Origin of the sequence: Streptomyces hydrogenans (assembly GCF_014656075.1) — a bacterium.
GTDB classification, from domain to species: Bacteria; Actinomycetota; Actinomycetes; order Streptomycetales; family Streptomycetaceae; genus Streptomyces; species Streptomyces hydrogenans.
The window spans coordinates 46219-69435 of record NZ_BNBS01000028.1 but is presented as its reverse complement, the minus strand read 5'-3'; the positions used below and the strand labels follow the sequence as shown (position 1 = coordinate 69435).

At 73.0% G+C, this 23217-nt stretch carries 21 protein-coding genes; 10 read left to right on the top strand and 11 right to left on the bottom strand.

All coding sequences use genetic code 11. The features are described 5' to 3' along the window. Positions 1–71: 71 nt before the first annotated feature. Positions 72–983, bottom strand: coding sequence for a LysR family transcriptional regulator (locus tag IE321_RS14800; RefSeq protein WP_043224200.1), 912 nt, complete (start codon positions 981–983; stop codon positions 72–74). Positions 984–1082: 99 nt separating this feature from the next. Here IE321_RS14800 and IE321_RS14795 point away from each other — a divergent pair, with 99 nt between their 5' ends. Further along, positions 1083–2075 carry an EamA family transporter gene (locus IE321_RS14795; protein ID WP_190223224.1) on the top strand — a complete coding sequence of 331 codons (993 nt, stop codon included), beginning with the start codon at positions 1083–1085 and terminating at the stop codon, positions 2073–2075. Positions 2076–2208: 133 nt separating this feature from the next. Next, on the top strand, positions 2209–2769 hold the full coding sequence (locus IE321_RS14790) for an AAA family ATPase (RefSeq protein WP_190223223.1): 561 nt from the start codon (positions 2209–2211) through the stop codon (positions 2767–2769). A gap of 1 nt (position 2770) precedes the next feature. Here IE321_RS14790 and IE321_RS14785 read toward each other — a convergent pair whose 3' ends face one another. Together IE321_RS14785 and IE321_RS14780 are read right to left on the bottom strand one after the other, a co-directional pair. After that, positions 2771–3337: a Uma2 family endonuclease gene (locus tag IE321_RS14785; protein WP_190223222.1), complete on the bottom strand. Its 567-nt coding sequence runs from the start codon at positions 3335–3337 to the stop codon at positions 2771–2773. A 41-nt stretch (positions 3338–3378) separates the two neighbouring features. Continuing rightward, positions 3379–4425 carry a LacI family DNA-binding transcriptional regulator gene (locus IE321_RS14780; RefSeq protein ID WP_190223221.1) on the bottom strand — a complete coding sequence of 349 codons (1047 nt, stop codon included), beginning with the start codon at positions 4423–4425 and terminating at the stop codon, positions 3379–3381. 196 nt (positions 4426–4621) lie between these two features. On the opposite strand from IE321_RS14780, the gene IE321_RS14775 reads away from it, so the two are divergent. From IE321_RS14775 to IE321_RS14765, 3 genes are read left to right on the top strand one after another with little or no spacing between them, the layout of a single operon-like run. Then, positions 4622–5773, top strand: a complete 1152-nt coding sequence (locus tag IE321_RS14775) for a Gfo/Idh/MocA family protein (protein WP_043224195.1) — start codon at positions 4622–4624, stop codon at positions 5771–5773. Beyond that, positions 5770–6924: a dihydrodipicolinate synthase family protein gene (locus IE321_RS14770; RefSeq protein ID WP_043224193.1), complete on the top strand. Its 1155-nt coding sequence runs from the start codon at positions 5770–5772 to the stop codon at positions 6922–6924. Before IE321_RS14775 ends, IE321_RS14770 begins: the two co-directional genes overlap by 4 nt. A gap of 26 nt (positions 6925–6950) precedes the next feature. Next, on the top strand, positions 6951–7724 hold the full coding sequence (locus tag IE321_RS14765) for a sugar phosphate isomerase/epimerase family protein (protein ID WP_190223235.1): 774 nt from the start codon (positions 6951–6953) through the stop codon (positions 7722–7724). 95 nt (positions 7725–7819) lie between these two features. Here the strand turns inward: IE321_RS14765 and IE321_RS14760 are convergent, their stop codons facing one another. After that, on the bottom strand, positions 7820–8230 hold the full coding sequence (locus IE321_RS14760) for a PIN domain nuclease (protein WP_190223220.1): 411 nt from the start codon (positions 8228–8230) through the stop codon (positions 7820–7822). Beyond that, a complete protein-coding gene (locus tag IE321_RS14755; protein ID WP_190223219.1) occupies positions 8227–8463 on the bottom strand; it encodes a type II toxin-antitoxin system VapB family antitoxin in 237 nt (78 codons plus the stop codon). The genes IE321_RS14760 and IE321_RS14755 overlap by 4 nt, the downstream gene beginning before the upstream one ends. 130 nt (positions 8464–8593) lie before the next feature. Here IE321_RS14755 and recD2 point away from each other — a divergent pair, with 130 nt between their 5' ends. After that, positions 8594–10825 carry an SF1B family DNA helicase RecD2 gene (gene recD2, locus IE321_RS14750; protein WP_190223218.1) on the top strand — a complete coding sequence of 744 codons (2232 nt, stop codon included), beginning with the start codon at positions 8594–8596 and terminating at the stop codon, positions 10823–10825. Positions 10826–11003: 178 nt separating this feature from the next. Continuing rightward, complete coding sequence (locus IE321_RS14745) at positions 11004–12293, top strand: citrate synthase (RefSeq protein ID WP_043224185.1); 1290 nt, start codon at positions 11004–11006, stop codon at positions 12291–12293. Between the two features lie 366 nt (positions 12294–12659). Here the strand turns inward: IE321_RS14745 and IE321_RS14740 are convergent, their stop codons facing one another. The 3 genes from IE321_RS14740 to IE321_RS14730 form a co-directional block, all read right to left on the bottom strand. Next, positions 12660–14891, bottom strand: coding sequence for a heavy metal translocating P-type ATPase (locus tag IE321_RS14740; protein ID WP_190223217.1), 2232 nt, complete (start codon positions 14889–14891; stop codon positions 12660–12662). A 73-nt stretch (positions 14892–14964) separates the two neighbouring features. Then, positions 14965–15189 (bottom strand): heavy-metal-associated domain-containing protein, encoded by a 225-nt coding sequence (locus IE321_RS14735; RefSeq protein ID WP_030749905.1) that lies wholly within the window; start codon positions 15187–15189, stop codon positions 14965–14967. 48 nt (positions 15190–15237) lie between these two features. Next, entirely contained in the window at positions 15238–16182 is a 945-nt protein-coding gene (locus tag IE321_RS14730) for a PrsW family intramembrane metalloprotease (protein ID WP_051842031.1), read from the bottom strand. Between the two features lie 64 nt (positions 16183–16246). Between IE321_RS14730 and IE321_RS14725 the strand changes: the two genes are divergently transcribed. Then, positions 16247–17455, top strand: a complete 1209-nt coding sequence (locus IE321_RS14725; protein ID WP_190223216.1) for a cation:proton antiporter — start codon at positions 16247–16249, stop codon at positions 17453–17455. Here IE321_RS14725 and IE321_RS14720 read toward each other — a convergent pair. After that, entirely contained in the window at positions 17433–18086 is a 654-nt protein-coding gene (locus IE321_RS14720; RefSeq protein ID WP_190223215.1) for a TetR/AcrR family transcriptional regulator, read from the bottom strand. The genes IE321_RS14725 and IE321_RS14720 overlap by 23 nt on opposite strands. A 165-nt stretch (positions 18087–18251) precedes the next feature. Here IE321_RS14720 and IE321_RS14715 point away from each other — a divergent pair, with 165 nt between their 5' ends. Further along, positions 18252–20552 (top strand): MMPL family transporter, encoded by a 2301-nt coding sequence (locus tag IE321_RS14715; RefSeq protein ID WP_190223214.1) that lies wholly within the window; start codon positions 18252–18254, stop codon positions 20550–20552. Between the two features lie 66 nt (positions 20553–20618). Here IE321_RS14715 and IE321_RS14710 read toward each other — a convergent pair whose 3' ends face one another. Both IE321_RS14710 and IE321_RS14705 read right to left on the bottom strand, forming a co-directional pair. Beyond that, on the bottom strand, positions 20619–20816 hold the full coding sequence (locus IE321_RS14710; RefSeq protein WP_190223213.1) for a helix-turn-helix transcriptional regulator: 198 nt from the start codon (positions 20814–20816) through the stop codon (positions 20619–20621). A 290-nt stretch (positions 20817–21106) separates the two neighbouring features. After that, complete coding sequence (locus tag IE321_RS14705) at positions 21107–22024, bottom strand: sugar phosphate isomerase/epimerase family protein (protein WP_190223212.1); 918 nt, start codon at positions 22022–22024, stop codon at positions 21107–21109. 178 nt (positions 22025–22202) lie between these two features. Between IE321_RS14705 and iolC the strand changes: the two genes are divergently transcribed. After that, positions 22203–23177 (top strand): 5-dehydro-2-deoxygluconokinase, encoded by a 975-nt coding sequence (gene iolC / locus IE321_RS14700; RefSeq protein WP_190223234.1) that lies wholly within the window; start codon positions 22203–22205, stop codon positions 23175–23177. Positions 23178–23217: the final 40 nt, after the last annotated feature.

Below are 23217 nucleotides of genomic sequence, written 5' to 3'. Positions count from 1 at the left end.
GGATAGTCTGAAAGTAACTGTCAGGTCAAGGACTCCCGCACGAATCGCCGAGAAGTGAGGTCCGTCCCGGTTCAGGCCGCCGCCGCGATCGACGGCCACAGCTCCTGGAGCGTACGGACCGTCTCCCGGATCGCCGGACGCCGCGCCGCCCCCGCCCGCCACAGCGCGTGCAGCCGCCGCGTCGGCGCCGGGTCGAGCCGCAGCGGCGCCACCTCCGGCGGCAGCCCGCCGCGCCCCAGCCGGGGCACCAGCGCGATGCCGAGACCGGCCGCCACCAGCGCCACCTGCGTGTGGTTCTCCTCCGCCTGATGCACGATCCGGGGCTCCACGCCGGTCGCCCGCAGCGTCCGCTCCAGCCAGTCGTGGCACACCGTCCCCGGCGGCTGCGAGATCCAGCGCTCGTCCGCCAGCTCCTCCCGCCGCACCGACCGCCGCGCCGCCAGCGGGTGCCCCCGGTGGACCAGGACGTCGCAGCCGTCGTCACCGATCACCGCCTGCTCCACCCCGGGCGGCGCGGGCAGCGGCGCGATGTCCCAGTCGTGCGCCACCGCCAGGTCGAGCACCCCGCGCGCCACCAGGTCCACCGACAGGTGCGGGTCCACCTCGGTCAGCCGGGCGTCCAGGCCCGGATGGCGCACCGCCAGGTCCGCGAGCACCCGGGGCATCAGACCGCGCGCCGCGCTCGGGAAGCAGCCGATCGACAGGCGCCCGGCGGGCAGCCCGCGCCGCTCCTCCAGACGCACCTCCGCCTCCTCCACCAGCGCCAGCAACTGCCGGGCGGTGCCCGCGAGCTGACGGGCCTCGTCGGTGAGCCGGACGCCCCGCCCGCTCCGTTCGAGCAGCGTCGTGCGGGTCTCCCGCTCCAGCTTCGCGATCTGCTGCGAGACCGCCGACGGGGTGTAGCCGAGGGCCGTCGCGGCGGCGCCCACGCTGCCGTGGACGGAGACGGCGTGCAGGGCGCGCAGCCGGCCGAGATCGAGCACGGGAACCTCCGACGGGCGTCCTGGATGTAGCAGTGCTTCATCCAACCATGAAGACACCTGTGCTGGTGCTACACGGTCGGCGGCGGCCATGCTCGCTCCATGCGTCCCGCACACATCGCCCTCGCCGCGCTCGTCGCCGCCCTCTGGGGCGTCAACTTCGTCGTCATCGAGATCGGCCTCGACCACTTCCCGCCGCTGCTCTTCTCCGCCCTCCGCTTCCTCGTGGCCGCCCTCCCCGCCGTCTTCCTCGTCGGCCGGCCCAAGGTCGCCTGGAAGTGGATCGTCGCCGTCGGACTCGCCCTGGGCGTCGCCAAGTTCGGCCTGCTCTTCACCGGCATGGACGTCGGCGCCCCCGCCGGACTCTCCTCCCTGGTGCTCCAGGTGCAGGCCGTCTTCACCGCCCTCTTCGCCTTCGCCGCGCTCGGCGAACGCCCCGGTCGGCTCACCGTCCTCGGCATGGGCGTCGCCCTCGCGGGCATCGGCGTCGCCGCCGTCGACGAGGGCACCTCCGGGCCCGTCACCGGCTTCGTCCTGGTCGTCGCGGCCGCCGCCTGCTGGGGCGTCTCCAACGTCCTCACCCGCCGGGCCGCCCCGCCCGACCCGCTCAACTGGATGGTCTGGGTCAGCACCGTGCCCGTCCTGCCGCTGCTCGCCCTCTCCCTCCTCCTGGAGGGGCCCGAGCGCGACCTGGCCGCGCTGCGCGCCCTCGACTGGACCGGCGTCGGCGTCATCCTCTACGTCGCCTGGGTCACCACCGTCTTCGGCTTCGGCGCCTGGGGCTGGCTGCTCCGCCGGCACCCCGCCTCCTCCGTCGCCCCCTTCTCGCTCCTCGTCCCCGTCTTCGGCATGTCCTCGGCCGCGCTCTTCCTGGGCGAGGGGGTGACCCCGCTGCGCTGGGCGGCGGCCGCCCTCCTGGTCGGCGGAGTGGCCCTGACCTCGCTCGCCCCGAAGACCCCGAAGGCCCTGGAGACCCTGGAGACCCCGGAGACCCCGGAGGGCGTGGCGGACACGGCGGACGTGACGGACGTGACGGCCCCGCTCGTCCCGACGGCTCCGACGGCTCCGACGGCTCCGACGGCCCGGCGGACGTGACGGACTCGGCGGACGCGACCGGCGCGACGGCACCGGCGGACGCGGGGCGGACCGCGCGGGCCCCGAAACCCCTGGTGCGGGAGGTCCCCGTCCCCGTATCGTCCGGGGGTCCCACCGGCGAGGAAAGGCCCGCATGACCTTCGAGAACGTGACCGTCGACGCCCCCGTCCCGGCGCCCGGCGCCCTGCTCCTGGCCGGCATCCCCGGCAGCGGCAAGTCGACCGTCTCGGCCGCCCTCGCGGCCCGCTTCACCCGCGCCGCGCACGTCGAGGTCGACCACCTCCAGGAGCTGATCGTCAGCGGCGGCCACTGGCCGACCCCGGACGGCGACCCGGAGGCGGACCGCCAGATCCTGCTGCGCGCCCGCAACGCCTGCCTGCTCGCGGGCAGTTTCGCCGCCGCCGGCTTCCTCCCGGTCATGGACGACGTCGTGGTCCGCCGCTCCCACCTGGACTTCTATCGGGCGCAGCTGACGTCCGTCCCCCTCCACGTGGTGATCCTCGCCCCCGGCCCGGACAAGGCGTGGGAGCGCAACAACGCCCGCCACAAGCGCCTCACCACCAACTGGGCCTTCCTGGACGAGGCCATGCGCGCCGAACTCTCCGACCAGGCCCTCTGGATCGACAACGCCGACCAGACCGTCGACGAGACCGTCGACGCGGTCCTCGCGGCCACGGGCCTGACCGCCGGGTGAATCAGCCTTCGGAGCGCGGGAACCCGTCGGTCTTCACGACGATCTCGCGGCCTTCGAGGGGGAGGACCAGGTCTTCCCCGAAGGGGATCTTCTCCTGATCGGTGTAGACGCCGGTGCGGGTGGGGTTGCTGTGGATGACGCAGGAGTTGCCGGAGGGGTCGATGATCACGTAGAGCGGGATCGCGCACTCCGCGTGCATCCGGAGCTTCTTCTCGAAGTCGTTGTCCCGGGTGCTGAGCGAGATGATCTCCAGGACGGCCTCGAGGCTGTGCCACTCGAAGCGGCCACGCTTGTTCCGCTCGGAACCGGGGGCGATGATCGCCAGGTCGGGGGCGTAGCCCCAGAGGCTGGACGGGAAGTCGATCATGACGTCCGAGAGGATGTCGCCGTGTCCGGCGAGCTGCTGCTCGATCTGGGGGGCGGCCCGAAGGATCACCTTCCACTGCTGCTCGCCCTGAGGCGTCATGATGATCTTTCCGTCCGTGATCTCTACGCGAAAACCTTCGGGCAGGTTGGCGTCCTCCAGGACGTCCCAGGCGCTGGACGTGTCCATCAGTATGGTCGTCACGAGATCCTCCGTGTGTCGTCGCTCACAACGATAGCCGCGCCCTACCCCCGCGGCGCCGCCGTCGAATCCCGCACCACCAGCTCGCCCGGGACCGTCTCCGTGCCGTGCGCCGGGGCGTCCTCGGTGCCCATCGCCAGCCGCCCGGCGCGGACGCCGGAGTCGTGGAGGGGGAGGCGTACGGTCGTCAGCGCCGGGACCGCGTCGACCGAGAAGGGGAGGTCGTCGAAGCCGGCCACGGAGACGTCGCCGGGGATCGACAGGCCCCGTTCCCGCAGGGCCGCGCAGACGCCGAGGGCCACCGTGTCGTTGGCGGCGACGATCGCCGTGAGCCCCGGGTCGCGGGCGAGGAGTTCGGCGACCGCCGCGTGACCGGCGGCGCGGTCGTAGGGTCCGTGCACGGTCGGGCCCTCGGTGGCGCCCGCCGCCGCGAGGGCCTCCCGGTGGCCCTCCAGGCGGTGCCGGGTGGTGGTGCGGTCGGCGGGGCCCGCGACGTAACCGATCCGGGTGTGGCCGAGGCCGAGCAGGTGCTCGGTGAGCCGGCGGCCCCCGGCGCGGTTGTCGAAGACGAGCGCGGCGGTGTGCGCGTCCCCGGGCACGGGCGGGCGCCCGCACAGCACGACCCGGGTCCCGGCCTCCGCCATCCGGGCCAGTTTCGCGGCCGTCGCGGCCAGGTGCTCCGGGTCCTCCAGTGAGCCGCCCATGAGGATGACGGCGGCGGCGCGCTGCCGCTGGAGCAGCGTGAGGTAGGTCAGCTCGCGCTCGGGGGAGCCCCCGGTGTTGCAGACGACGGCCAGTTTCTCGCCGCCCGCCCGGCCCGAGCCGCCCTCGCCGATGGCGCTCTGCGCGGCGCTCGCCATGATCCCGAAGAAGGGGTCGGCGATGTCGTTGACCAGCACTCCGACCAGGTCGGAGGTGGCGGCGGCGAGCGAGCTGGCGGGGCCGTTCAGGACGTAGTCCAGCTCTTCGACCGCCTTGAGGACCCGTTCCCGGGTCGAGGCGGCCACCGGGTAGTTGCCGTTGAGGACGCGGGAGACGGTCGCGGGGGAGACCCGGGCGCGGGCGGCCACGTCCGCCAGGGTGACGGTCATCGCGTGCGTACCTCCGGGGCCTTGTCCGACGTGTTGTCGGCAGGCTAGCGTCATCCACGACAGAAAGCGCTTTCTATCGTCGCGCCGGAAGCGCTTTCTGTCATGCATGGCGCATGCCGTCATGCCTCCGCACGGCGATCGCGGGCCGCGATCGCGGAAAACGAGGGCGCGAGCCCGCCGGGGAGAGGAACCTTCCGTGACACGCAGGACAGTCCGCATCGCCATGAACGGCGTCACCGGGCGCATGGGCTACCGCCAGCACCTCGTCCGCTCGATCCTCGCGCTCCGCGAGCAGGGCGGCCTCGACCTCGGCAACGGCGAGGTCCTCTGGCCCGAGCCGGTCCTCGTCGGCCGCCGCGAGCACGCCCTGCGCGCCCTCGCCGAGAAGCACGGCCTGACCGAGTGGTCCACCGACCTCGACGCCGTCCTCGCCGACGACTCGATCGACGTCTACTTCGACGCCCAGGTCACCTCGGCCCGCGTCGAGGCCCTCACCAAGGCGATCGCGGCCGGCAAGCACCTCTACACCGAGAAGCCCACCGCCGCCGACTTCGCAGGCGCCCTCGACCTCGCCCGCCTCGCCACCGAGAAGGGCGTCAAGCACGGCGTCGTCCAGGACAAGCTCTTCCTCCCCGGCCTGCTCAAGCTCAAGCGGCTCATCGACGGCGGCTTCTTCGGCGAGATCCTGTCCGTGCGCGGCGAGTTCGGCTACTGGGTCTTCGAGGGCGACTGGCAGGAGGCCCAGCGCCCCAGCTGGAACTACCGCTCCCAGGACGGCGGCGGCATCGTCGTCGACATGTTCCCGCACTGGGAGTACGTGCTCCACGAGCTGTTCGGCCGGGTCACCTCCGTCTCCGCCGAGATCGCCACCCACGTCCCGCGCCGCTGGGACGAGCAGGGCAAGCCGTACGACGCGACCGCCGACGACGCCGCCTACGGCACCTTCCACCTGGAGGGCGGCGCCATCGCCCAGATCAACTCCTCCTGGGCCGTCCGCGTCAACCGCGACGAACTCGTCGAGTTCCAGGTCGACGGCACCGAGGGCTCCGCCGTCGCCGGTCTGCGCAACTGCCGCGTCCAGCACCGCGGCACCACCCCCAAGCCGGTCTGGAACCCCGACATCCCCGCCACCTACTCCTTCCGCGAGCAGTGGCAGGAGGTCCCCGACAACGCCGAGTTCGACAACGGCTTCAAGGCCCAGTGGGAGCTCTTCCTCCGCCACGTCGTCCTCGACGAGCCCTACCACTGGGACCTCCTCGCCGGCGCCCGCGGCGTCCAGCTCGCCGAGCTGGGCCTCAGGTCGGCCGCCGAGGGCCGCCGCCTCGACGTCCCCGAGGTGACCCTGTGACCCTGCGCCTCCCCCTCCCGGGCGGCGGCACGCGCGCGTACGAGCCCCGCGCCGAGCCGCTCGCGCCCGCCGCGCCCGGCCCGCTCACCTCCCGCACCGTCTTCTCCGCCGCCCACGTCGTCGCCGACCCGTACGCCGACACCACCCCCGACGGCCCCGCCGCCGTCGACTGGGACGCCACCCTCGCCTTCCGCCGCCACCTGTGGTCCCACGGCCTCGGCGTCGCGGAGGCCATGGACACCGCCCAGCGCGGCATGGGCCTCGACTGGGCGGGCGCCGCCGAACTCGTCCGCCGCTCCGCCGCCGAGGCGAAGACCGCCGGCGGTGCCATCGCCTGCGGCGTCGGCACCGACCAGCTCACCGGCCCCGCCACGCTGCCGGAGATCCGGGCGGCCTACGAGGAGCAGCTCGCGGTCGTCGAGGAGTCCGGCGCCCAGGCCATCCTCATGGCCTCCCGCGCGCTGGCCGCTGCGGCCGCCGGCCCCGAGGACTACCTGGAGCTGTACGGCCACCTGCTGCGCCAGGCCGCCGAGCCCGTGATCCTCCACTGGCTCGGCCCGATGTTCGACCCGGCCCTGGAGGGGTACTGGGGCTCCGCCGACCTGGACGCGGCCACCGAGACCTTCCTGGAGGTCATCGCCGCCCACCCGGACAAGGTCGACGGCGTCAAGATCTCCCTCCTGGACGCGGGCCGCGAGATCGCGCTGCGCCGCCGGCTCCCCGAGGGCGTCCGCTGCTACACCGGCGACGACTTCCACTACCCGGAGCTGATCGCGGGCGACGACCAGGGGTTCAGCCACGCCCTGCTCGGCATCTTCGACCCGCTCGGCCCGCTGGCGGCGGAGGCGGTCAGGACCCTCGACACCGGCGACACGGCGGGCTTCCGCAAGCTGCTCGACCCGACGGTCGCGCTCTCCCGCCACCTCTTCGAGCCCCCGACCCGCTACTACAAGACGGGCGTGGTCCTCCTCGCCTGGCTCGCGGGCCACCAGGAGCACTTCACCATGGTCGGCGGCCTCCACTCGGCCCGCTCCCTGCCGCACCTGGCCCGCGCCTACGAACTCGCCGACGGCCTCGGCCTGTTCCCGGACCCGGCCCGCGCCGAGGCCCGGATGCGCGCCCTCCTCACCGTCCACGGAGTGCCTCAGTGAACCTCGACCGTTTCAGCGTCAACCAGATGACGGTGAGGCAACTGCCCCTGCCGCGGCTGGTGGAGGAGTGCGTCCGCCTCGGCGTCCCGGGGATCGGCCTGTGGCGCGACCCGGTCAAGGAGTACGGGATCGAGGCGGCGGCCGCGCTCGTGCGGGACGCCGGGCTGGCCGTCACCACGCTCTGCCGGGGCGGCTTCTTCACCAGCGACGGCTGGGAGGCCGACAACCGCGCGGCGATCGACGAGGCGGCGGCGCTCGGCACGGACACCCTGGTCCTGGTCTCCGGCGGCCTGCCCGCCGGCAGCCGCGACCTGCCGGGGGCACGCGCGCGCATCGCCGACGCGATCGGCGTCCTCGCCCCCTACGCGGGCGCGCGCGGGGTCCGGCTCGCCATCGAGCCCCTCCACCCCATGTACGCCTCCGACCGGTGCGCGATCTCCACCCTGGACCAGGCCCTGGACATCGCCGAGCGCTTCCCGGCCGAGCAGGTGGGCGTCACCGTCGACACGTACCACCTGTGGTGGGACGAGAACGCCCCGGCTGCCGTCGAACGCGCGGCGGCCGGAGGCCGCGTCCACTCCTTCCAGCTCGCCGACTGGACGACCCCCCTCCCGGAGGGTGTCCTCAACGGGCGGGGACAGCTCGGCACCGGCGCGATCGACCTCACGTGGTGGGCCGGACTCCTCGAACGCGTCGGCTACACCGGCCCGGTGGAGGTCGAGCTGTTCAACGACGCGCTGTGGGCACGGGACGGCGTGGAGGTCCTGGAGGAGACCCTGGAGGCCTTCCTCAAGGTCTGAGACCCGAAGGGGTGCGGCCCTTCTTCCTGCCGGGGCCGGGAGGGGACCGGGGTGTGCGGCCCGCCCCGTCCGGCCCCGGCCCATGCGACGGACGGTCAGGAATCCCGTACGTCCTGCTGCTCGACCTCCTTGAGGACACGGGCGACCGTGGCGAAGTCGTTGTCCCTGTGCAGGACGGTCAGGCCGTGGTGGACCGCGGTGGCGCAGAGGAGGAGGTCGACGACGCCCGCCGCCCGGTGCTGCCCCTTCAGGGTCAGCTTGTGCTGGGCGGCGTCCACCCACCGCCACGCGTCCTTCGGGACGCGCACCGGTCCGAACAGGGCGGCGAGTTCCTCGTCGACGTCGTCGCGGTCGTCCGGGCCGGTGGCCATGAAGAGAACCTCCGCCCTGGTGGCCTCGCACATGCCGATGGCGCCCGTGTCGATCTCGGCTTCCCAGCGGCGCTGTGCCAGGGGATCAGTGCCGAGGTGGACGTACGCGCTGGTGTCGATGAGGTACGTGATCACCCGGCGTCCCCGCCGTGCTGGGCGGCCTTACGGGCTTCCCAGGTCCGGCGAAGGGGCTCCAGCTCTCCCCGCGCCCCGCGTTCCGTGAGGCGCTGGAACGCGGCCCTGCGGCGGTGACGCTTTATGACCTCTTCGAGCGCCGTGTTGATCGTGTCCTTCTTCGTGGTCGTACCGAGCAGCTTCGCCGCCTCGGCCAGTACGTCGTCGTCCACGTCCACATTGGTCACGCTCATGACCAGCCTCCATGTCTGTCATGTGGGACAAGAAGCCACTCTTGCCACATGGTAGCTCGGGAACGGTGCCCGGGCGGGAGCCGTCCACACCCCCGCCCGCACTGTCGGTGCCCTTCGCTACCGTCGTCCCATGTCCAACGAGGGCCAGCCGCACCGTCCCGCCGTGCTGGAAGGGGTGCTGGAGAGGATCACGTACGCCAACGAGGAGAGCGGCTACACGGTCGCCCGGGTCGACACCGGCCGGGGGGCGGGGGAGCTGCTCACCGTCGTCGGCGCGCTGCTCGGCGCCCAGCCGGGGGAGTCGCTGCGGATGGAGGGCCGCTGGGGCTCCCACCCGCAGTACGGCCGCCAGTTCCAGGTGGACCGGTACACGACGGTCCTGCCCGCCACGATCCAGGGCATCCGCCGGTACCTCGGCTCCGGTCTGATCAAGGGCATCGGCCCCGTCTTCGCCGACCGCATCACGACCCACTTCGGCCTGGACACCCTCGACGTCCTGGAGGAGGCGCCGGCCCGCCTCGTCGAGGTCCCCGGGCTGGGGCCCAAGCGCACCGGGAAGATCATCGCCGCCTGGGAGGAGCAGAAGGCGATCAAGGAGGTGATGGTCTTCCTCCAGACCGTCGGCGTCTCCACCTCCATCGCCGTCCGCATCTACAAGAAGTACGGCGACGCCTCGATCTCCGTCGTCCGGGAGAACCCCTACCGGCTGGCCGCCGACGTCTGGGGCATCGGCTTCCTCACCGCCGACCGGATCGCCCAGTCCGTCGGCATCCCGCACGACAGCCCCGAGCGGGTGAAGGCGGGCCTCCAGTACGCCCTCTCCCAGTCCGCCGACCAGGGGCACTGCTTCCTCCCCGAGGAGCGGCTGATCGCCGACTCGGTGAAGCTGCTCCAGGTGGACACCGGACTGGTCATCGAGTGCCTCGCCGAGTTGGCCGAGGACCCCGAGGGGGTCGTCCGGGAAGCGGTCCCCGGCCCCGAGGGGGAGCCCGTCACGGCCGTCTACCTGATCCCCTTCCACCGCGCCGAACTCTCGCTCGCCGGCCGGCTGCGGCGCCTGCTGCGCACCCCGGAGGACCGGATGCCCGCCTTCCGGGAGGTGGCCTGGGACAAGGCGCTGGCCTGGCTCGCGGACCGCACCGGTGCCACCTTGGCGCCCGAGCAGGAGCAGGCGGTCCGGCTCGCCCTGACCGAGAAGGTCGCGGTCCTCACCGGCGGGCCCGGCTGCGGCAAGTCCTTCACCGTCCGGTCCGTCGTGGAGCTGGCCCGGGCGAAGCGGGCCAAGGTGGTCCTCGCGGCGCCGACCGGCCGGGCGGCCAAGCGGCTCGCCGAGCTGACCGGCACCGAGGCGTCCACCGTCCACCGGCTGCTCGAACTGAAGCCGGGCGGGGACGCGGCGTACGACGGGGACCGGCCGCTCGACGCCGACCTCGTCGTGGTCGACGAGGCGTCCATGCTGGACCTGCTGCTGGCGAACAAGCTGGTCAAGGCGGTCGCCCCGGGCGCCCACCTGCTGCTGGTGGGGGACGTGGACCAGCTGCCGTCGGTCGGCGCCGGCGAGGTGCTGGCGGATCTGCTCGCGCCGGGCAGTCCGGTCCCGGCCGTGCGGCTGACCCGGATCTTCCGCCAGGCCCAGCAGTCCGGGGTGGTGACCAACGCGCACCGGATCAACGAGGGCCTGCCGCCCGCCACCACCGGCCTGCCGGACTTCTTCCTCTTCGCGGAGGAGGAGACGGAGGACGCGGCCCGGGTCGCCGTCGAGGTCGCCGCCCGGCGCATTCCGGCCAGGTTCGGCCTCGACCCCCGCCGGGACGTACAGGTCCTGGCCCCGATGCACCGCGGCCCGGCCGGCGCCGGCGCCCTGAACGGACTCCTTCAGCAGGCCATCACCCCGGCCCGGCCGGACCTCCCGGAGAAGCGGTTCGGCGGCCGGGTCTTCCGTGTCGGGGACAAGGTGACCCAGATCAGGAACAATTACGAAAAAGGGGCGAACGGCGTCTTCAACGGTACGGTCGGAGTGGTGACGGCGCTGGACCCCGAGGAGCAGTGCCTGACCGTCCGGACGGACGAGGACGAGGAGGTGCCCTACGGCTTCGACGAACTGGACGAGCTGTCCCACGCGTACGCGGTCACCATCCACCGTTCGCAGGGCAGCGAGTATCCGGCCGTGGTGATCCCGGTCACCATGAGTGCGTGGATGATGCTCCAGCGCAACCTGCTCTACACGGCCGTGACCCGGGCGCGGAAGCTCGTCGTCCTGGTCGGCTCGCGCCGCGCGATCGCCCAGGCGGTCCGCACGGTCTCGGCCGGCCGGCGCTTTACCGCACTGGCCCATCGCCTCACAGGGGGTGCCCCCGTGTGAAAGATCACGGAGGACTACCGCAACCGGGGCGAAGGGGGCAGGATAAGCAGGTTGGCGGCACTGAGTGCCGCCGATTGGCCCAATGGCGACCCCGAGTGCACTCTCCTGAGCCAAGTGGGGGATGGTAGAGACAGTCAGGGCACCTCGAAGAAGAGGCACTACGTCGGTGAGGGATGACGTGAGCGACAACTCTGTAGTACTGCGGTACGCGGACGGTGAATACACCTACCCGGTGGTCGAGAGCACCGTCGGCGACAAGGGCTTCGACATCGGGAAGCTGCGAGCCCAGACCGGTCTGGTCACCCTGGACAGCGGATACGGCAACACCGCCGCCTACAAATCCGCGATCACCTACCTCGATGGTGAGCAGGGCATCCTGCGGTACCGCGGCTACCCCATCGAGCAGCTGGCCGAGCAGTCCACCTTCCTGGAGGTGGCCTACCTGCTGATCAACGGCGAGCTGCCGAAGGGCGACGAGCTCTCCACGTTCCAGAACGAGATCACCCAGCACACGCTGGTCCACGAGGACGTCAAGAACTTCTTCCGCGGCTTCCCGCGGGACGCCCACCCGATGGCGATGCTGTCCTCCGTGGTCTCCGCGCTGTCCACCTTCTACCAGGACAGCCACAACCCGTTCGACGAGACCCAGCGCCACCTGTCGACGATCCGGCTGCTCGCGAAGCTGCCGACGATCGCCGCGTACGCGTACAAGAAGTCGATCGGTCACCCGTTCGTCTACCCGCGCAACGACCTCGGTTACGTCGAGAACTTCCTGCGCATGACGTTCTCCGTGCCGGCCCAGGAGTACGAGCTCGACCCGGTCGTCGTCTCGGCGCTCGACAAGCTCCTCATCCTGCACGCGGACCACGAGCAGAACTGTTCGACCTCCACCGTGCGTCTGGTCGGCTCCTCGCAGGCGAACATGTTCGCCTCGATCTCGGCCGGCATCTCCGCCCTGTGGGGCCCGCTGCACGGCGGCGCCAACCAGTCGGTGCTGGAGATGCTGGAGGGCATCAAGGCCAACGGCGGCGACGTCGACTCCTTCATCCGCAAGGTGAAGAACAAGGAGGACGGCGTCCGCCTGATGGGCTTCGGCCACCGGGTGTACAAGTCCTTCGACCCGCGCGCCAAGATCATCAAGGCGGCGGCGCACGACGTCCTCTCGGCCCTCGGCAAGTCCGACGAGCTGCTGGACATCGCGCTCAAGCTGGAGGAGCACGCGCTCTCCGACGAGTACTTCGTCTCGCGCAACCTCTACCCGAACGTGGACTTCTACACGGGCCTCATCTACCGCGCGATGGGCTTCCCGACCGAGATGTTCACCGTGCTCTTCGCGCTCGGCCGCCTCCCCGGCTGGATCGCCCAGTGGCACGAGATGATCAAGGAGCCCGGCTCCCGCATCGGCCGTCCGCGCCAGATCTACACCGGCGAGGTCCTGCGTGACTTCGTCCCGGTCGAGGAGCGCTGAGCCGGTCCCGCACAGGCCGGCTGAGCCTTCGGTACGTACAGAAGCGCCCCGCCTTCCGATCCCCCCACGGGTCGGTCGGCGGGGCGCTTCTCATATTCCCGGTGCGGATTCCCCCCACGGGATCCGGGCCGGGCGTCCGGCGCGCGGTCTGCCGGGGTACGTACGGGAGGGCCGCTCAAAGCTCCCCGGTGCACGTGCCCCGGCCGCGCTTGCCTGCCGGGACGTCCCCCAAGACCTCCCGGCGAACGTCCCCCAAGACGTTCTGGCATCGCCCACTTAGACTCGCGAACAGCCCAGATGGTTACCCCCCAATATCTGTGATCTAGGTCTCTTTGTGAAGGACTTGTGCGTCACGTGTAGGTGAAATCAACGGAACCGCCTCAGTCGCAGGCTGTTGGTCACCACGAACACGGACGAAAAGGCCATGGTCAGACCGGCGATCATCGGGTTGAGCAGTCCGGCCGCCGCGAGCGGCAGGGCGGCCACGTTGTAGCCGAAGGCCCACGCCAGATTCCCCTTGATCGTCGCCAGGGTCCGGCGCGAGAGCCGGATCGCGTCCGCGGCCACCCGAAGGTCGCCCCGGACCAGGGTGAGGTCGCTCGCCTCGATCGCCGCGTCCGTCCCGGTGCCCATCGCGAGCCCCAGGTCGGCGGTGGCGAGCGCCGCCGCGTCGTTCACGCCGTCGCCGACCATGGCGACCGTCCGGCCCTCCCCCTGGAGCCGCCGGACCACCCCGGCCTTCTCCTCGGGCAGCACCTCGGAGATCACCTCGTCGATGCCGACCTCGGCCGCGACGGCCTCCGCGACGGCCCGGTGGTCGCCGGTGAGCAGCACCGGCCGCAGCCCGAGCCCCCGGAGCCGGGCGACGGCCTCGGCGCTGGTGTCCTTGACGGCGTCGGCGACGGTGAGGGAGCCGCGGAAGACCCCGTCCCAGGCGACGAGCACCGCGCCGGCCGGCGTGCCGTCGGGCACCGCCACGTCCTCGGCGGCGAGCAGCGCGGCCCGCCCGGCGAGGACGAGGTGCCCGTCGACGGAGCCGCGGACGCCGAGCCCGGGGACGTTCTCGAAGCCCTTGGGGACCGGCAGCTCGCCGGCGGGGAGGCCGAGCCGGTCGGCGGCGCCCGCGGCGACGGCCCGGGCCACGGGGTGCTCGGAGGAGTGCTCCAGGGCCCCGGCGAGCCGCAGCAGCCGCTCCTCGTCGACGCCGGGGGCGGGCCGGACGCCGACGAGGGTCATCCGGCCGGTGGTGACGGTGCCGGTCTTGTCGAGGACGACGGTGTCGACGCGGCGGGTCGACTCCAGGACCTCGGGGCCCTTGATGAGGATGCCGAGCTGCGCGCCCCGGCCGGTGCCGACGAGCAGCGCGGTCGGGGTGGCGAGCCCGAGGGCGCAGGGGCAGGCGATGATCAGGACGGCGACGGCGGCGGTGAAGGCGGCGGTGGCGCCGGCGCCGGAGCCGAGCCAGAAGCCGAGGGTGGCCAGGGCGATCAGCAGCACGACGGGGACGAAGACCGCGGAGATCCGGTCGGCGAGCCGCTGCACCTCGGCCTTGCCGCTCTGCGCCTCCTCGACGAGCTTCGCCATCCGGGCGAGCCGGGTGTCGGCGCCGACCCGGCCGGCCCGGACGACGAGCCGTCCGGAGACGTTGACGCAGCCGCCGGTGACGGCGGAGCCGGGGGTGACGTCGACGGGCAGGGACTCGCCGGTGAGCAGGGAGGCGTCGACGGCGGAGGAGCCCTCGGCGACGGTGCCGTCGGTGGCGATCTTCTCCCCGGGGCGCACGACGAAGAGCTCGCCGGTCCGCAGGTCGGCCACCGGCACCCGTACCTCGGTGCCGTCGCGGAGCACGGCCACGTCCTTGGCGCCGAGCTCCATGAGGGCCCGCAGGGCGGCGCCGGCCTTCCGCTTGGCGCGGGCCTCCAGATAGCGGCCGAGCAGGATGAAGGTGACGACGCCCGCCGCGACCTCCAGGTAGATCGCGGAGGCGCCGTCCGTGCGGTCGGCGGTGAGGTCGAAGCCGTGGCGCATGCCGGGCATGCCGGCGTCGCCGAGGAAGAGGGCCCACAGGGACCAGCCGTAGGCGGCGAGGGTGCCGACCGAGACGAGGGTGTCCATGGTGGCCGCGCCGTGCCGGAGGTTGGTCCAGGCGGCCCGGTGGAAGGGGAGGCCGCCCCAGACGACGACGGGGGAGGCGAGGGTGAGGGAGAGCCACTGCCAGTTGTCGAACTGGAGGGCGGGGACCATGGCGAGCAGGACGACCGGGGCGGCGAGGACGGCGGAGACCGTGAGCCGGGTGCGGAGGGCGGCGAGCTCGGGGTCGGCCTCCGGCTCCCCGGCCGCCTCGGGCTCCGGCGGCGCGGGTTCCTCGGCGGTGTAGCCGGTCTTCTCCACGGTGGCGATGAGCGCGTCGACGCCGACCCCGGGAGCGTGCTCGACGCGTGCCTTCTCGGTGGCGTAGTTGACGGTCGCGGTGACGCCGTCCATCCGGTTGAGCTTCTTCTCGACGCGGGCCGCGCAGGAGGCGCAGGTCATCCCGCCGATGGTCAGCTCGGTGACGGTGACGTCGGGGGCGGTCGCGTCGGGGGCGGTGCTGGTCATGTGCGCTTCCAGAAAAGGGGAGCAGGGCCGTACCCGTAACGGTACGACCCTGCTCCGACGCGGGTGCGTGCGGTCAGACCAGCTCGTAGCCGGCCTCGTCGACGGCGGCGGCGACGGCCTCGCGGTCGAGCGGGGCGGCGGACACCACGGTGACCTCGCCGGTCTTGGCGACGGCGGTGACCGAGGAGACGCCGGGGAGGGCGGAGATCTCGCCGGAGACGGCGCCCTCGCAGTGGCCGCAGGTCATGCCCTTGACCTGGTAGACGGTGGTGAGTTCGGTCTGCGTCTCGGCGGCCATGGGGCTCTCCTCTTCGGTTCGGAGTCTTACACCGACGATGCTATACCCCTAGGGGGTATAAATTCCACTCCTGTCCGGTTCGCGCCGGGCCAGCGATCTCAGCCACGCCAGTCCCACCAGTGTCACCAGGACGAGGCCCCCCACCGAGAACAGGGTGAAGAGGTGCTCCTGCCGCGAGGTGGGGTCCGGGAGGTACCCCTGGGCGAAGAGCGAGCGGTCGAGGTCGGTCGTGGTCAGCCGGAGCACCAGCCAGAGCGCGATCCCGTGCATCGAGTCCCAGAGCGCGTGCAGCGCCGCCACCCCCAGGTAGGCGCCGACGACCGGCCCGGCGAGGCGGAAGCGGCCGTCGGGGCGGCGGAAGGAGAAGAGCACCGCGCCCGCGATCGCCGTCCACAGGCCGTGCCCGAAGGGGGCGAGCACCCCGCGCAGGATCTCCGTCTCCAGCAGGGAGCGCAGGTCGATGCCGTCCATGGTGACGGCCGCGTTGAAGGCGTACCCCGCGCTCTCGAAGGCGGCGAAGCCGAAGCCGACCGCCCCGCCGAGGACCAGGCCGGCGCGCCGGCCGCGCAGGTACGGCCGGTGGCGGACGACGAACATCAGGGCGGCGAGCTTCACCGCCTCCTCGATCAGCCCCACCCCGACGAACATCCACAGCGACGGGTGGAGCAGGTAGTACTCCATGACCGAGGCGCCGAGGACGCCCAGGATGCCGCCGGTGACGAAGCAGCCGAGGATCACCGGCAGTCCGAGGTCGCGGCCGTGCCGCTCGTACGCCCACAGGACGAAGACGCCCGGGACCAGGAAGCTGCCCAGCAGGATCAGGGTGGGCAGCAGGGTGGTGTTGGCGGTGGCGTAGGTGACCACGGCGGTCAGCGCCCACAGCGCGAGGCCGCCCCACAGGCAGCGCTTCCACAGTCCCGGGCGCGGACCGGCCGGCCCGGGGGGCGCCGGTGGCGGGGGAGGGGGCTGGGGCGTGGTCCGGTAGTCGTACATCCGCGGGCCTCCAAGTCCCTCCGCCGACAGGGCGTCTGACCGGAGCTTATGGTAGATACCCGATATGTCGCATTCGGGGAGCACGCTCGTCCTGATCATGGTGATCGCCGTCCTGGCGCCCCTGCTCGCCTACGGGGTGGGGCGCCGGGTCCCCGTGCCGCTCGCCGTCTTCGAGATCCTCCTCGGCATCTGCGTCGGCCCCGACGTCCTCGACTGGGCCCACTCCGACGCGCTCATCGACGGCCTCTCCGAACTCGGCCTCACCATGCTGATCTTCCTGGCGGGGTACGAGATCGAGTTCGGCAAGGTCCGCGGCGACACCCTCCGGCGCTCGGTGTGGGCGTGGCTGGCCGCGCTCGCCCTCGGGCTCACCGCCGGTGTCCTGCTCGGCGGGGGCTATTCCACCGGCGTCTTCATCGGCGTGGCCCTCACCAGCACCGCCCTCGGCACCGTGCTCCCCGTGCTGCGGGACTCCGGCGGGCTGCGCGGCCGCTTCGGATCGGTCGTCATGGCCTTCGGCGCGGTCGGCGAGTTCGGCCCGATCATCGCCATGGCGCTGCTGCTCAGCGGGCGCACCGCCGCGCAGTCGACCGTGCTGCTCGCCGTCTTCGCCGCCCTCACCGCGGCCGCCGTCTACTGGGCGCTGCGGCCCCGGCCGCCGTGGTTCGCGCACGTCATCGCCAAGACCCTGCACACCAGCGGCCAGTTCGCGGTCCGCTTCGTCTTCCTGCTCATCGCGCTGATGCTCGGCGCCTCCACCGCCCTCGGCCTCGACGTCCTCCTCGGTGCCTTCGCCGCCGGGCTCATCACCCGGCTGGTGCTCACCGGGGCCGCGCCCGAGGCCGGCCCGGAGATCCTGGCGAAGGTGGAGGGGGTCGGGTTCGGCTTCCTGGTGCCGGTCTTCTTCGTCGTCACCGGCATCGAGTTCGACCTGGACTCGCTGCTCTCCGGCGGCCGGGAGCTGCTGCTCCTGCCGGTCTTCCTGGCGCTCTTCCTGGTGGTGCGCGGCGGCCCGATGTGGCTCCTCGCGCCGCGCGACCTCGACCGGACGGACCGGGGCGCGCTGGTGCTGTACGGCTCCACCGCGCTGCCGCTCGTCGTCGCCATCACCACCATCGGCCTGGACGACAAGGCCCTGTCGGCGGGCGAGGCGGCGGCGCTGGTGGGCGCCGGCATGGTCTCCGTCCTGGTCTTCCCGCTGCTGGCGCTGCGGATCAGGGCGGGCCGGGACCAGCCGTCGGAGGAGGCGGTCAGCGGGGCGGAGTCGTGGTGACCCGGGCCCCCTCCTCGGCGAGGAGCGGCTCCAGGTAGCGGTACAGGACCTTCTTGAGCTCGGCGACGGCCCCGTCCCGTGCGGGGCCCTCGGGGGCGGCGACGATCAGGGCGAGGCCGCCCTTGAAGACGGCGAAGGCCATGTCCGCGACCCGGTCCAGCTCCTCGACCGGCAGCGCCGGGGCGGCCCGCGCGCCGATCAGCTCGCGGACCTGGGAGAGCAGCGAGGCGTGCAGCTCGTCGTGCTCCTCGGCGATCCGGCCGGGCACCTCGGAGCCGTGCATCAGGGCGAGGAAGGCCGGGTTGAGGCAGTTGAACTCGATCATCGGGTCGAGGATCGCGTCGATCAGCTCCGGCAGCGGCAGGGCCACGTTCTCCGGCGTGAAGACCTGGCCGTGCCGCTCGCGCATCTCGTGGATGAGGCGGCCGCCGAGCTCGATGGCGATCGCCTCCTTGTTGGGGAAGTACTGGTAGAGCGTGCCCGGCGAGACCTTGGCCTCGCGGGCGATCGCGTTGGTGCTGGTGGCCGTGTAGCCGTTGGCGCAGAAGACGTCCGCGGCGGCCTGGAGCAGCTGGGCGATGCGGCGTTCGCCGCGTGCCTGACGGCGGCGCGGCTTGGGGTCCTCGGTCATGTCCGTCCCCAGCCTCCCTCGATACACGTTGACAAACACGAGAGGTCGCTCGCATTCTATGAAAACGCGAGCGATCACTCGTGTTTGCCAGTCTATGGCAATGGGCGGCCCCCGCGACCTGCCGGGAAGCGAGAGCGAGGGCCACGGTGAAGGGGACACCGCGTCATGTCCGAAGTCAAGAATCCGGCCCCCGCACGGGACCGGGACCCGGGTGACAGGTCGGCCGGGCGGCCGGCCCGGGCGCCCGGCGGGGGATGGACGCGGTTCGTGACCGCGCGGCCCCGGCTCACCCTGCTCGTCGCCCTCGTCCTCACCGCCCTCGCGGTGTTCGCCGGCGGCGGCGTGGGGGACCGGATGGGCAGCGGCGGCTGGGAGGACCCGTCCGCCGAGTCCACCTACGCCACCGAGGCGCTGGAGCGGGAGTTCCCCGGCTCCCAGCCCAATCTGCTGCTCCTGGTCGACGCCGGGAAGGCCGGGGTGGACGACCCCGCCGTGGCCGCCGAGGCCCGCAGGCTCACCGAGCGGCTCACCGCCGAGCCCGGCGTCGAGGGCGTCGGCTCCTACTGGACCACCGGCTCGCCCGCACTGCGCTCCGAGGACGGCACCCAGGCCGTCGTCGCGGCCCGGATCGCCGGCGAGGAGAAGGCGGCCGGCGAGGTCCTCGACCGGATCGCCCCCTCCTACCAGGGCACCCGGGGACCCGTCGAGGTCACCCTCGGCGGCGGCCTCGCCGTCCGCCACGAGATGCAGACGATCATCCAGGAGGACCTGCTGAGGGCCGAACTGATCGCCCTGCCCCTCACCCTCGTCCTGCTCGTCATGGTCTTCGGCAGCGCCGTCGCCGCCCTGCTGCCGCTCGGCGTCGGCATCGTCGCCATCCTCGGCACCAACGCCGTGCTGCGGGGCATCACCGAGTTCACCGACGTCTCCGTCTTCGCGCAGAACCTCACCACCGCGCTCGGCCTCGGCCTCGCCATCGACTACGCGCTCTTCGTCGTCCGCCGCTACCGCGAGGAGCTCGCCGCGGGCGCCGACCCGGGCGCCGCCGTCCGCACCACCCTGCGCACCGCCGGGCGGACCGTGCTCTTCTCCGCCCTCACCGTCGCCGTCTCGCTCGCCGCGATGCTCGTCTTCCCGCAGTACTTCCTGCGCTCCTTCGCCTACGCGGGCATCGCCGTCGTCCTGCTCGCCGCGGCCGCCGCCCTCACCCTGCTCCCCGCCGCCCTCGTGCTGCTCGGCCACCGGGTCGACGCCCTCGACCTGCGCCGCCTGCTCCGCCGCCGCGCCGCCGCGAAGGACGCCCCCGCGAAGGACGCCCCGACGGGTGCCGGCTGGTCCCGGGCGGCCGGCCTGGTGATGCGCCGGGCCCCCGTCTTCGCCGTCCTCACCACCGCGGGACTCGTCCTGCTCGGACTGCCCTTCCTCGGCGTGGAATTCGGCACCGCAGACGACCGGCAGCTGCCCGCCACCGCCACCTCCCGGATCGTCCAGGAGGAGCTGCGCGAAGGCTTCCCCGGCGACCCCGGCGGCAGCCTCACCGTCCTCGCCCAGGGCCCCGCGACCCCCGCCGAGTACGGCGCCTACCGCGAGCGGATCGCCGCCCTCGACGGCATCGTCCGCGTCGACGGCCCCGTCGTCTCCGGCACCGGCGCGGACGCCCACGCCTACTACAGCGTCGTCCCCGAAGGCCCCGCGGTCGGCTCCGGCGCCCAGCGGGCCGTCGGCGCACTGCGCGCCGCCGACGCCCCCTTCGACACCTCCGTCACCGGCCAGGCCGCCGTCCTCGTCGACTCCAAGGACGCCATCGGCGAGCGGCTGCCCTGGGCCGCCGGCATCATCGTCCTCGTCACCCTGCTGCTGGTCTTCCTGCTCACCGGCAGCGTCGTCATCCCCGTCCAGGCCGTGGTCCTCAACGCCCTCAGCCTCACCGCGATGTTCGGCGCCGTCGTCTGGGTCTTCCAGGACGGACACCTCTCCGGCCTCCTCGGCTTCACCGCCACCGGAGACATCGAGACCACCCTGCCGGTCCTCATGTTCTGCGTGGCCTTCGGCCTCTCCATGGACTACGGCGTCTTCCTGCTCTCCCGGATCAAGGAGGAGTACGACACCACCGGCGACCACGAGGGCGCCGTCCGCTTCGGCCTCGCCCGCACCGGCGGCCTCATCACCGCCGCCGCCGTCATCCTGGCCGTCGTCATGGTCGCCATCGGCACCTCCCGGGTCACCAACACCAAGATGCTGGGCCTCGGCGTCGCCCTCGCCGTCCTCATGGACGCCATGGTCGTCCGCAGCCTCCTCGTCCCCTCCGTCATGAAGCTCACCGGCCGCCTCACCTGGTGGGCGCCCGGACCGCTGCGCCGCTTCCACGACCGCTTCGGCATCAGCGAGTCCGGGACACCGGCCCCGCCCGACGCGACGGCCGGCGACCCGGAGGAGATACGCGAACCCGTCGGCGCCCGGGGCTGAGACACGGCGCGGCGCCGGCCTCCGGACCACCGGGAGCCGGCGCCGCACGGCGCGGGGGAGCGCGGATCAGTCGCGGCGCGCCCGGTTGCCGGGCCGGCTCGCGACCCAGGCGCGGACCGTGTCCGGGTACCAGAAGGGCTTGCCGGACTCCACGTGGTCCGGCGGCGGCAGCAGCCCGTGCTTCCGGTAGGAGCGGACGGTGTCCGGCTGGACCTTGATGTGCGCGGCGATGTCCTTGTACGTCCAGAGGCTTCTGTCCGTCATGCCTGTACCTCCCTCACGCCCCGTGCCGCGCAGCGGTGGCGGGGGGTGCCGTTCGGGGGCGCTGCGGGCGGTGGCGTCGGTGATCACCGGTCCTGTGCCCGGTGAACGCCCCTTCCGGACCGCCCGGCAGCGGCTGTCGAGCGTCTGTGACACGGAGGCCGCGTAACGGAGACACCTGTGACGAGGGCGCGAAAGCCGTGACAGAAGTGACGCACGGTCACAGCGGCGCGCCCCCGTGCGCCGGAGCCGCCGGGCCGTGCGGGCCGTGAGGCCGTGAGGGCCCTGCGGGGCTACACCCCGCAGGAGCGGAGGTAGCCGCGGGTGCGCAGGGCGATCGGATAGGGGGCGTCCGGCTCGCACGGGTACATGTCCTGCTCCACGATCGCGAACAGCTCCGTGCCCAGCGCCGCCGCGGCGGCCAGGACCGGTCCCAGGGCCGGCACCCCGGCCGGCGGTTCGCACATCACGCCGCGGGCCACCGCCGGGCCGAACGGCAGCTCCTCGGCCCGCACCTCCGCGAGCACCGCCGGATCCACCTGCTTCAGATGCAGGTAGCCGATGCGCTCCCCGTAGGTCTCGATCAGCTTGACGCTGTCCCCGCCCGCGTACGCGTAGTGCCCGGTGTCCAGACAGAGCGCCACCGCCTCCGGATCGGTGGCGTCGAGGAAACGGGTCACACTGTCCTCGTCGTCCAGATGGGTGTCGGCGTGCGGATGGACCACGATCCGCAGCCCGTACCGCTCCCGCACCTCCCGCCCCAGCCGCTCGGTCAGTGACGTCAGGTGCCGCCACTGCTCCGGCGTCAGCACCCGGTCCTCCAGCACCGCGCCGGTCTTGTCGTCCCGCCAGAAGGACGGGATCACCACCAGGTGCCGGGCCCCCACGGCCTGCGCCAGGGCCGCGTTCTCGGCGACGTGCGCCCAGGTCCGCTCCCACACGGCGGGCCCGTGGTGCAGCCCGGTGAAGACGGTGCCCGCCGACACCCGCAGCCCGCGCCGGGAGGTCTCCTCGGCGAGCACCGCCGGATCGGTGGGCAGATAGCCGTACGGCCCCAGCTCGATCCACTCGTACCCGGACCCCGCCACCTCGTCGAGGAACCGCTGCCACGGCACCTGCCGGGGATCGTCGGGGAACCACACCCCCCAGGAGTCCGGGGCGGACCCGATCCGGATGAGGGGCGGCGACGGCGACGGCGACGGCTTCGTCATGCCAGCCACCTTGACCCCGCCCCGGAGCAGCGTCAAGACGCCCGCAGGACCGCCCGGGGCGCACCCGAATGTCCGGACATGTCGTTGACACGCCTCCCGGGGGAGGGTTAGACCTGGGAGCGGGCACCGGAGTCGAGAGGTGGCACGGGTGGAGTCGGAGCCGTACGAGCTGATCACCATGGGGCGGCTCGGCGTCGACCTCTACCCCCTCCAGAGCGGCGTGGGACTCGACCGGGTCGAGACCTTCCGCAGGTTCCTCGGCGGCTCCCCGGCCAACGTGGCCGTCGCCGCCGCCCGCCTGGGCCGGCGCACCGCCCTCGTCAGCCGCACCGGCGCCGACGCCTTCGGCCGCTACCTCCGGCGCGAGCTGAAGGAGTACGCCGTGGACGCCGGCTGGGTCACCGAGGTCCCCGGCCGGCCCACGCCCGTCACCTTCTGCGCCCTCTTCCCGCCCGACGACTTCCCCCTCACCTTCTACCGCCTCCCCAAGGCCCCCGACCTGGAGATCCACCCGCACGAGCTGGACCTCGACGCGCTGCGCGCCGCCCGCGTCCTGTGGGTCACCGGGACCGGCCTCAGCGAGGAACCCAGCCGCGCCGCCACCCTCACCGCCCTGCGGGCCCGCGCCGGCCGCGCCCACACCGTCCTCGACCTCGACTGGCGCCCCGCCTTCTGGCCCGACCCGGCCACCGCCCGCCCCCACTACACCGAGGCCCTGCGGCACGCCACCGTCGCCGTCGGCAACGCCGAGGAGTGCGAGGTCGCCACCGGCGAACGCGACCCGGAGGCCGCCGCCCGCGCCCTCCTCGGCCTCCTCGCCCCCGGCGACGGCGCCGACCTCCGGCTCGCCGTGGTCAAGCGCGGACCCGAGGGCGTCCTCGCCGTCGCCGCCGACCCCGGCCGGGCCGCCGTCCCGCCGCTGCCGGTCGAGGTCGTCAACGGCCTCGGCGCCGGGGACGCCTTCGGCGGCGCCCTCGTCCACGGCCTCCTCGCCGGCCTCCCGCTGGAGGAGGCCGTGCGCCGCGCGGGCGCCGCCGGCTCGATCGTCGCCGGCCGCCTGGGCTGCGCCCCCGCCATGCCGGACGCCGCCGAGATCGACCGCGCCCTCGCGGCCGGCTCGGGCACCCTCCCGCCGGAGGGCGACCCCCGCTGACCGGCCGTGCGACCCCCGCTCCCGCCTCCGCCCCCGAGGA

What these genes read in the sequence shown, in the direction of transcription:
- IE321_RS14795 (WP_190223224.1), top strand. Translation starts at nt 1,083, where the DNA reads ATGCGTCCCGCACACATCGCCCTCGCCGCGCTCGTCGCCGCCCTCTGG.
- IE321_RS14790 (WP_190223223.1), top strand. Translation starts at nt 2,209, where the DNA reads ATGACCTTCGAGAACGTGACCGTCGACGCCCCCGTCCCGGCGCCCGGC.
- IE321_RS14780 (WP_190223221.1), bottom strand. Translation starts at nt 4,425, where the DNA reads ATGACCGTCACCCTGGCGGACGTGGCCGCCCGCGCCCGGGTCTCCCCC.
- IE321_RS14765 (WP_190223235.1), top strand. Translation starts at nt 6,951, where the DNA reads ATGACGGTGAGGCAACTGCCCCTGCCGCGGCTGGTGGAGGAGTGCGTC.
- IE321_RS14755 (WP_190223219.1), bottom strand. Translation starts at nt 8,463, where the DNA reads ATGAGCGTGACCAATGTGGACGTGGACGACGACGTACTGGCCGAGGCG.
- recD2 (WP_190223218.1), top strand. Translation starts at nt 8,594, where the DNA reads ATGTCCAACGAGGGCCAGCCGCACCGTCCCGCCGTGCTGGAAGGGGTG.
- IE321_RS14740 (WP_190223217.1), bottom strand. Translation starts at nt 14,891, where the DNA reads ATGACCAGCACCGCCCCCGACGCGACCGCCCCCGACGTCACCGTCACC.
- IE321_RS14735 (WP_030749905.1), bottom strand. Translation starts at nt 15,189, where the DNA reads ATGGCCGCCGAGACGCAGACCGAACTCACCACCGTCTACCAGGTCAAG.
- IE321_RS14730 (WP_051842031.1), bottom strand. Translation starts at nt 16,182, where the DNA reads ATGTACGACTACCGGACCACGCCCCAGCCCCCTCCCCCGCCACCGGCG.
- IE321_RS14725 (WP_190223216.1), top strand. Translation starts at nt 16,247, where the DNA reads ATGTCGCATTCGGGGAGCACGCTCGTCCTGATCATGGTGATCGCCGTC.
- IE321_RS14720 (WP_190223215.1), bottom strand. Translation starts at nt 18,086, where the DNA reads ATGACCGAGGACCCCAAGCCGCGCCGCCGTCAGGCACGCGGCGAACGC.
- IE321_RS14715 (WP_190223214.1), top strand. Translation starts at nt 18,252, where the DNA reads ATGTCCGAAGTCAAGAATCCGGCCCCCGCACGGGACCGGGACCCGGGT.
- IE321_RS14710 (WP_190223213.1), bottom strand. Translation starts at nt 20,816, where the DNA reads ATGACGGACAGAAGCCTCTGGACGTACAAGGACATCGCCGCGCACATC.
- IE321_RS14705 (WP_190223212.1), bottom strand. Translation starts at nt 22,024, where the DNA reads ATGACGAAGCCGTCGCCGTCGCCGTCGCCGCCCCTCATCCGGATCGGG.
- iolC (WP_190223234.1), top strand. Translation starts at nt 22,203, where the DNA reads ATGGGGCGGCTCGGCGTCGACCTCTACCCCCTCCAGAGCGGCGTGGGA.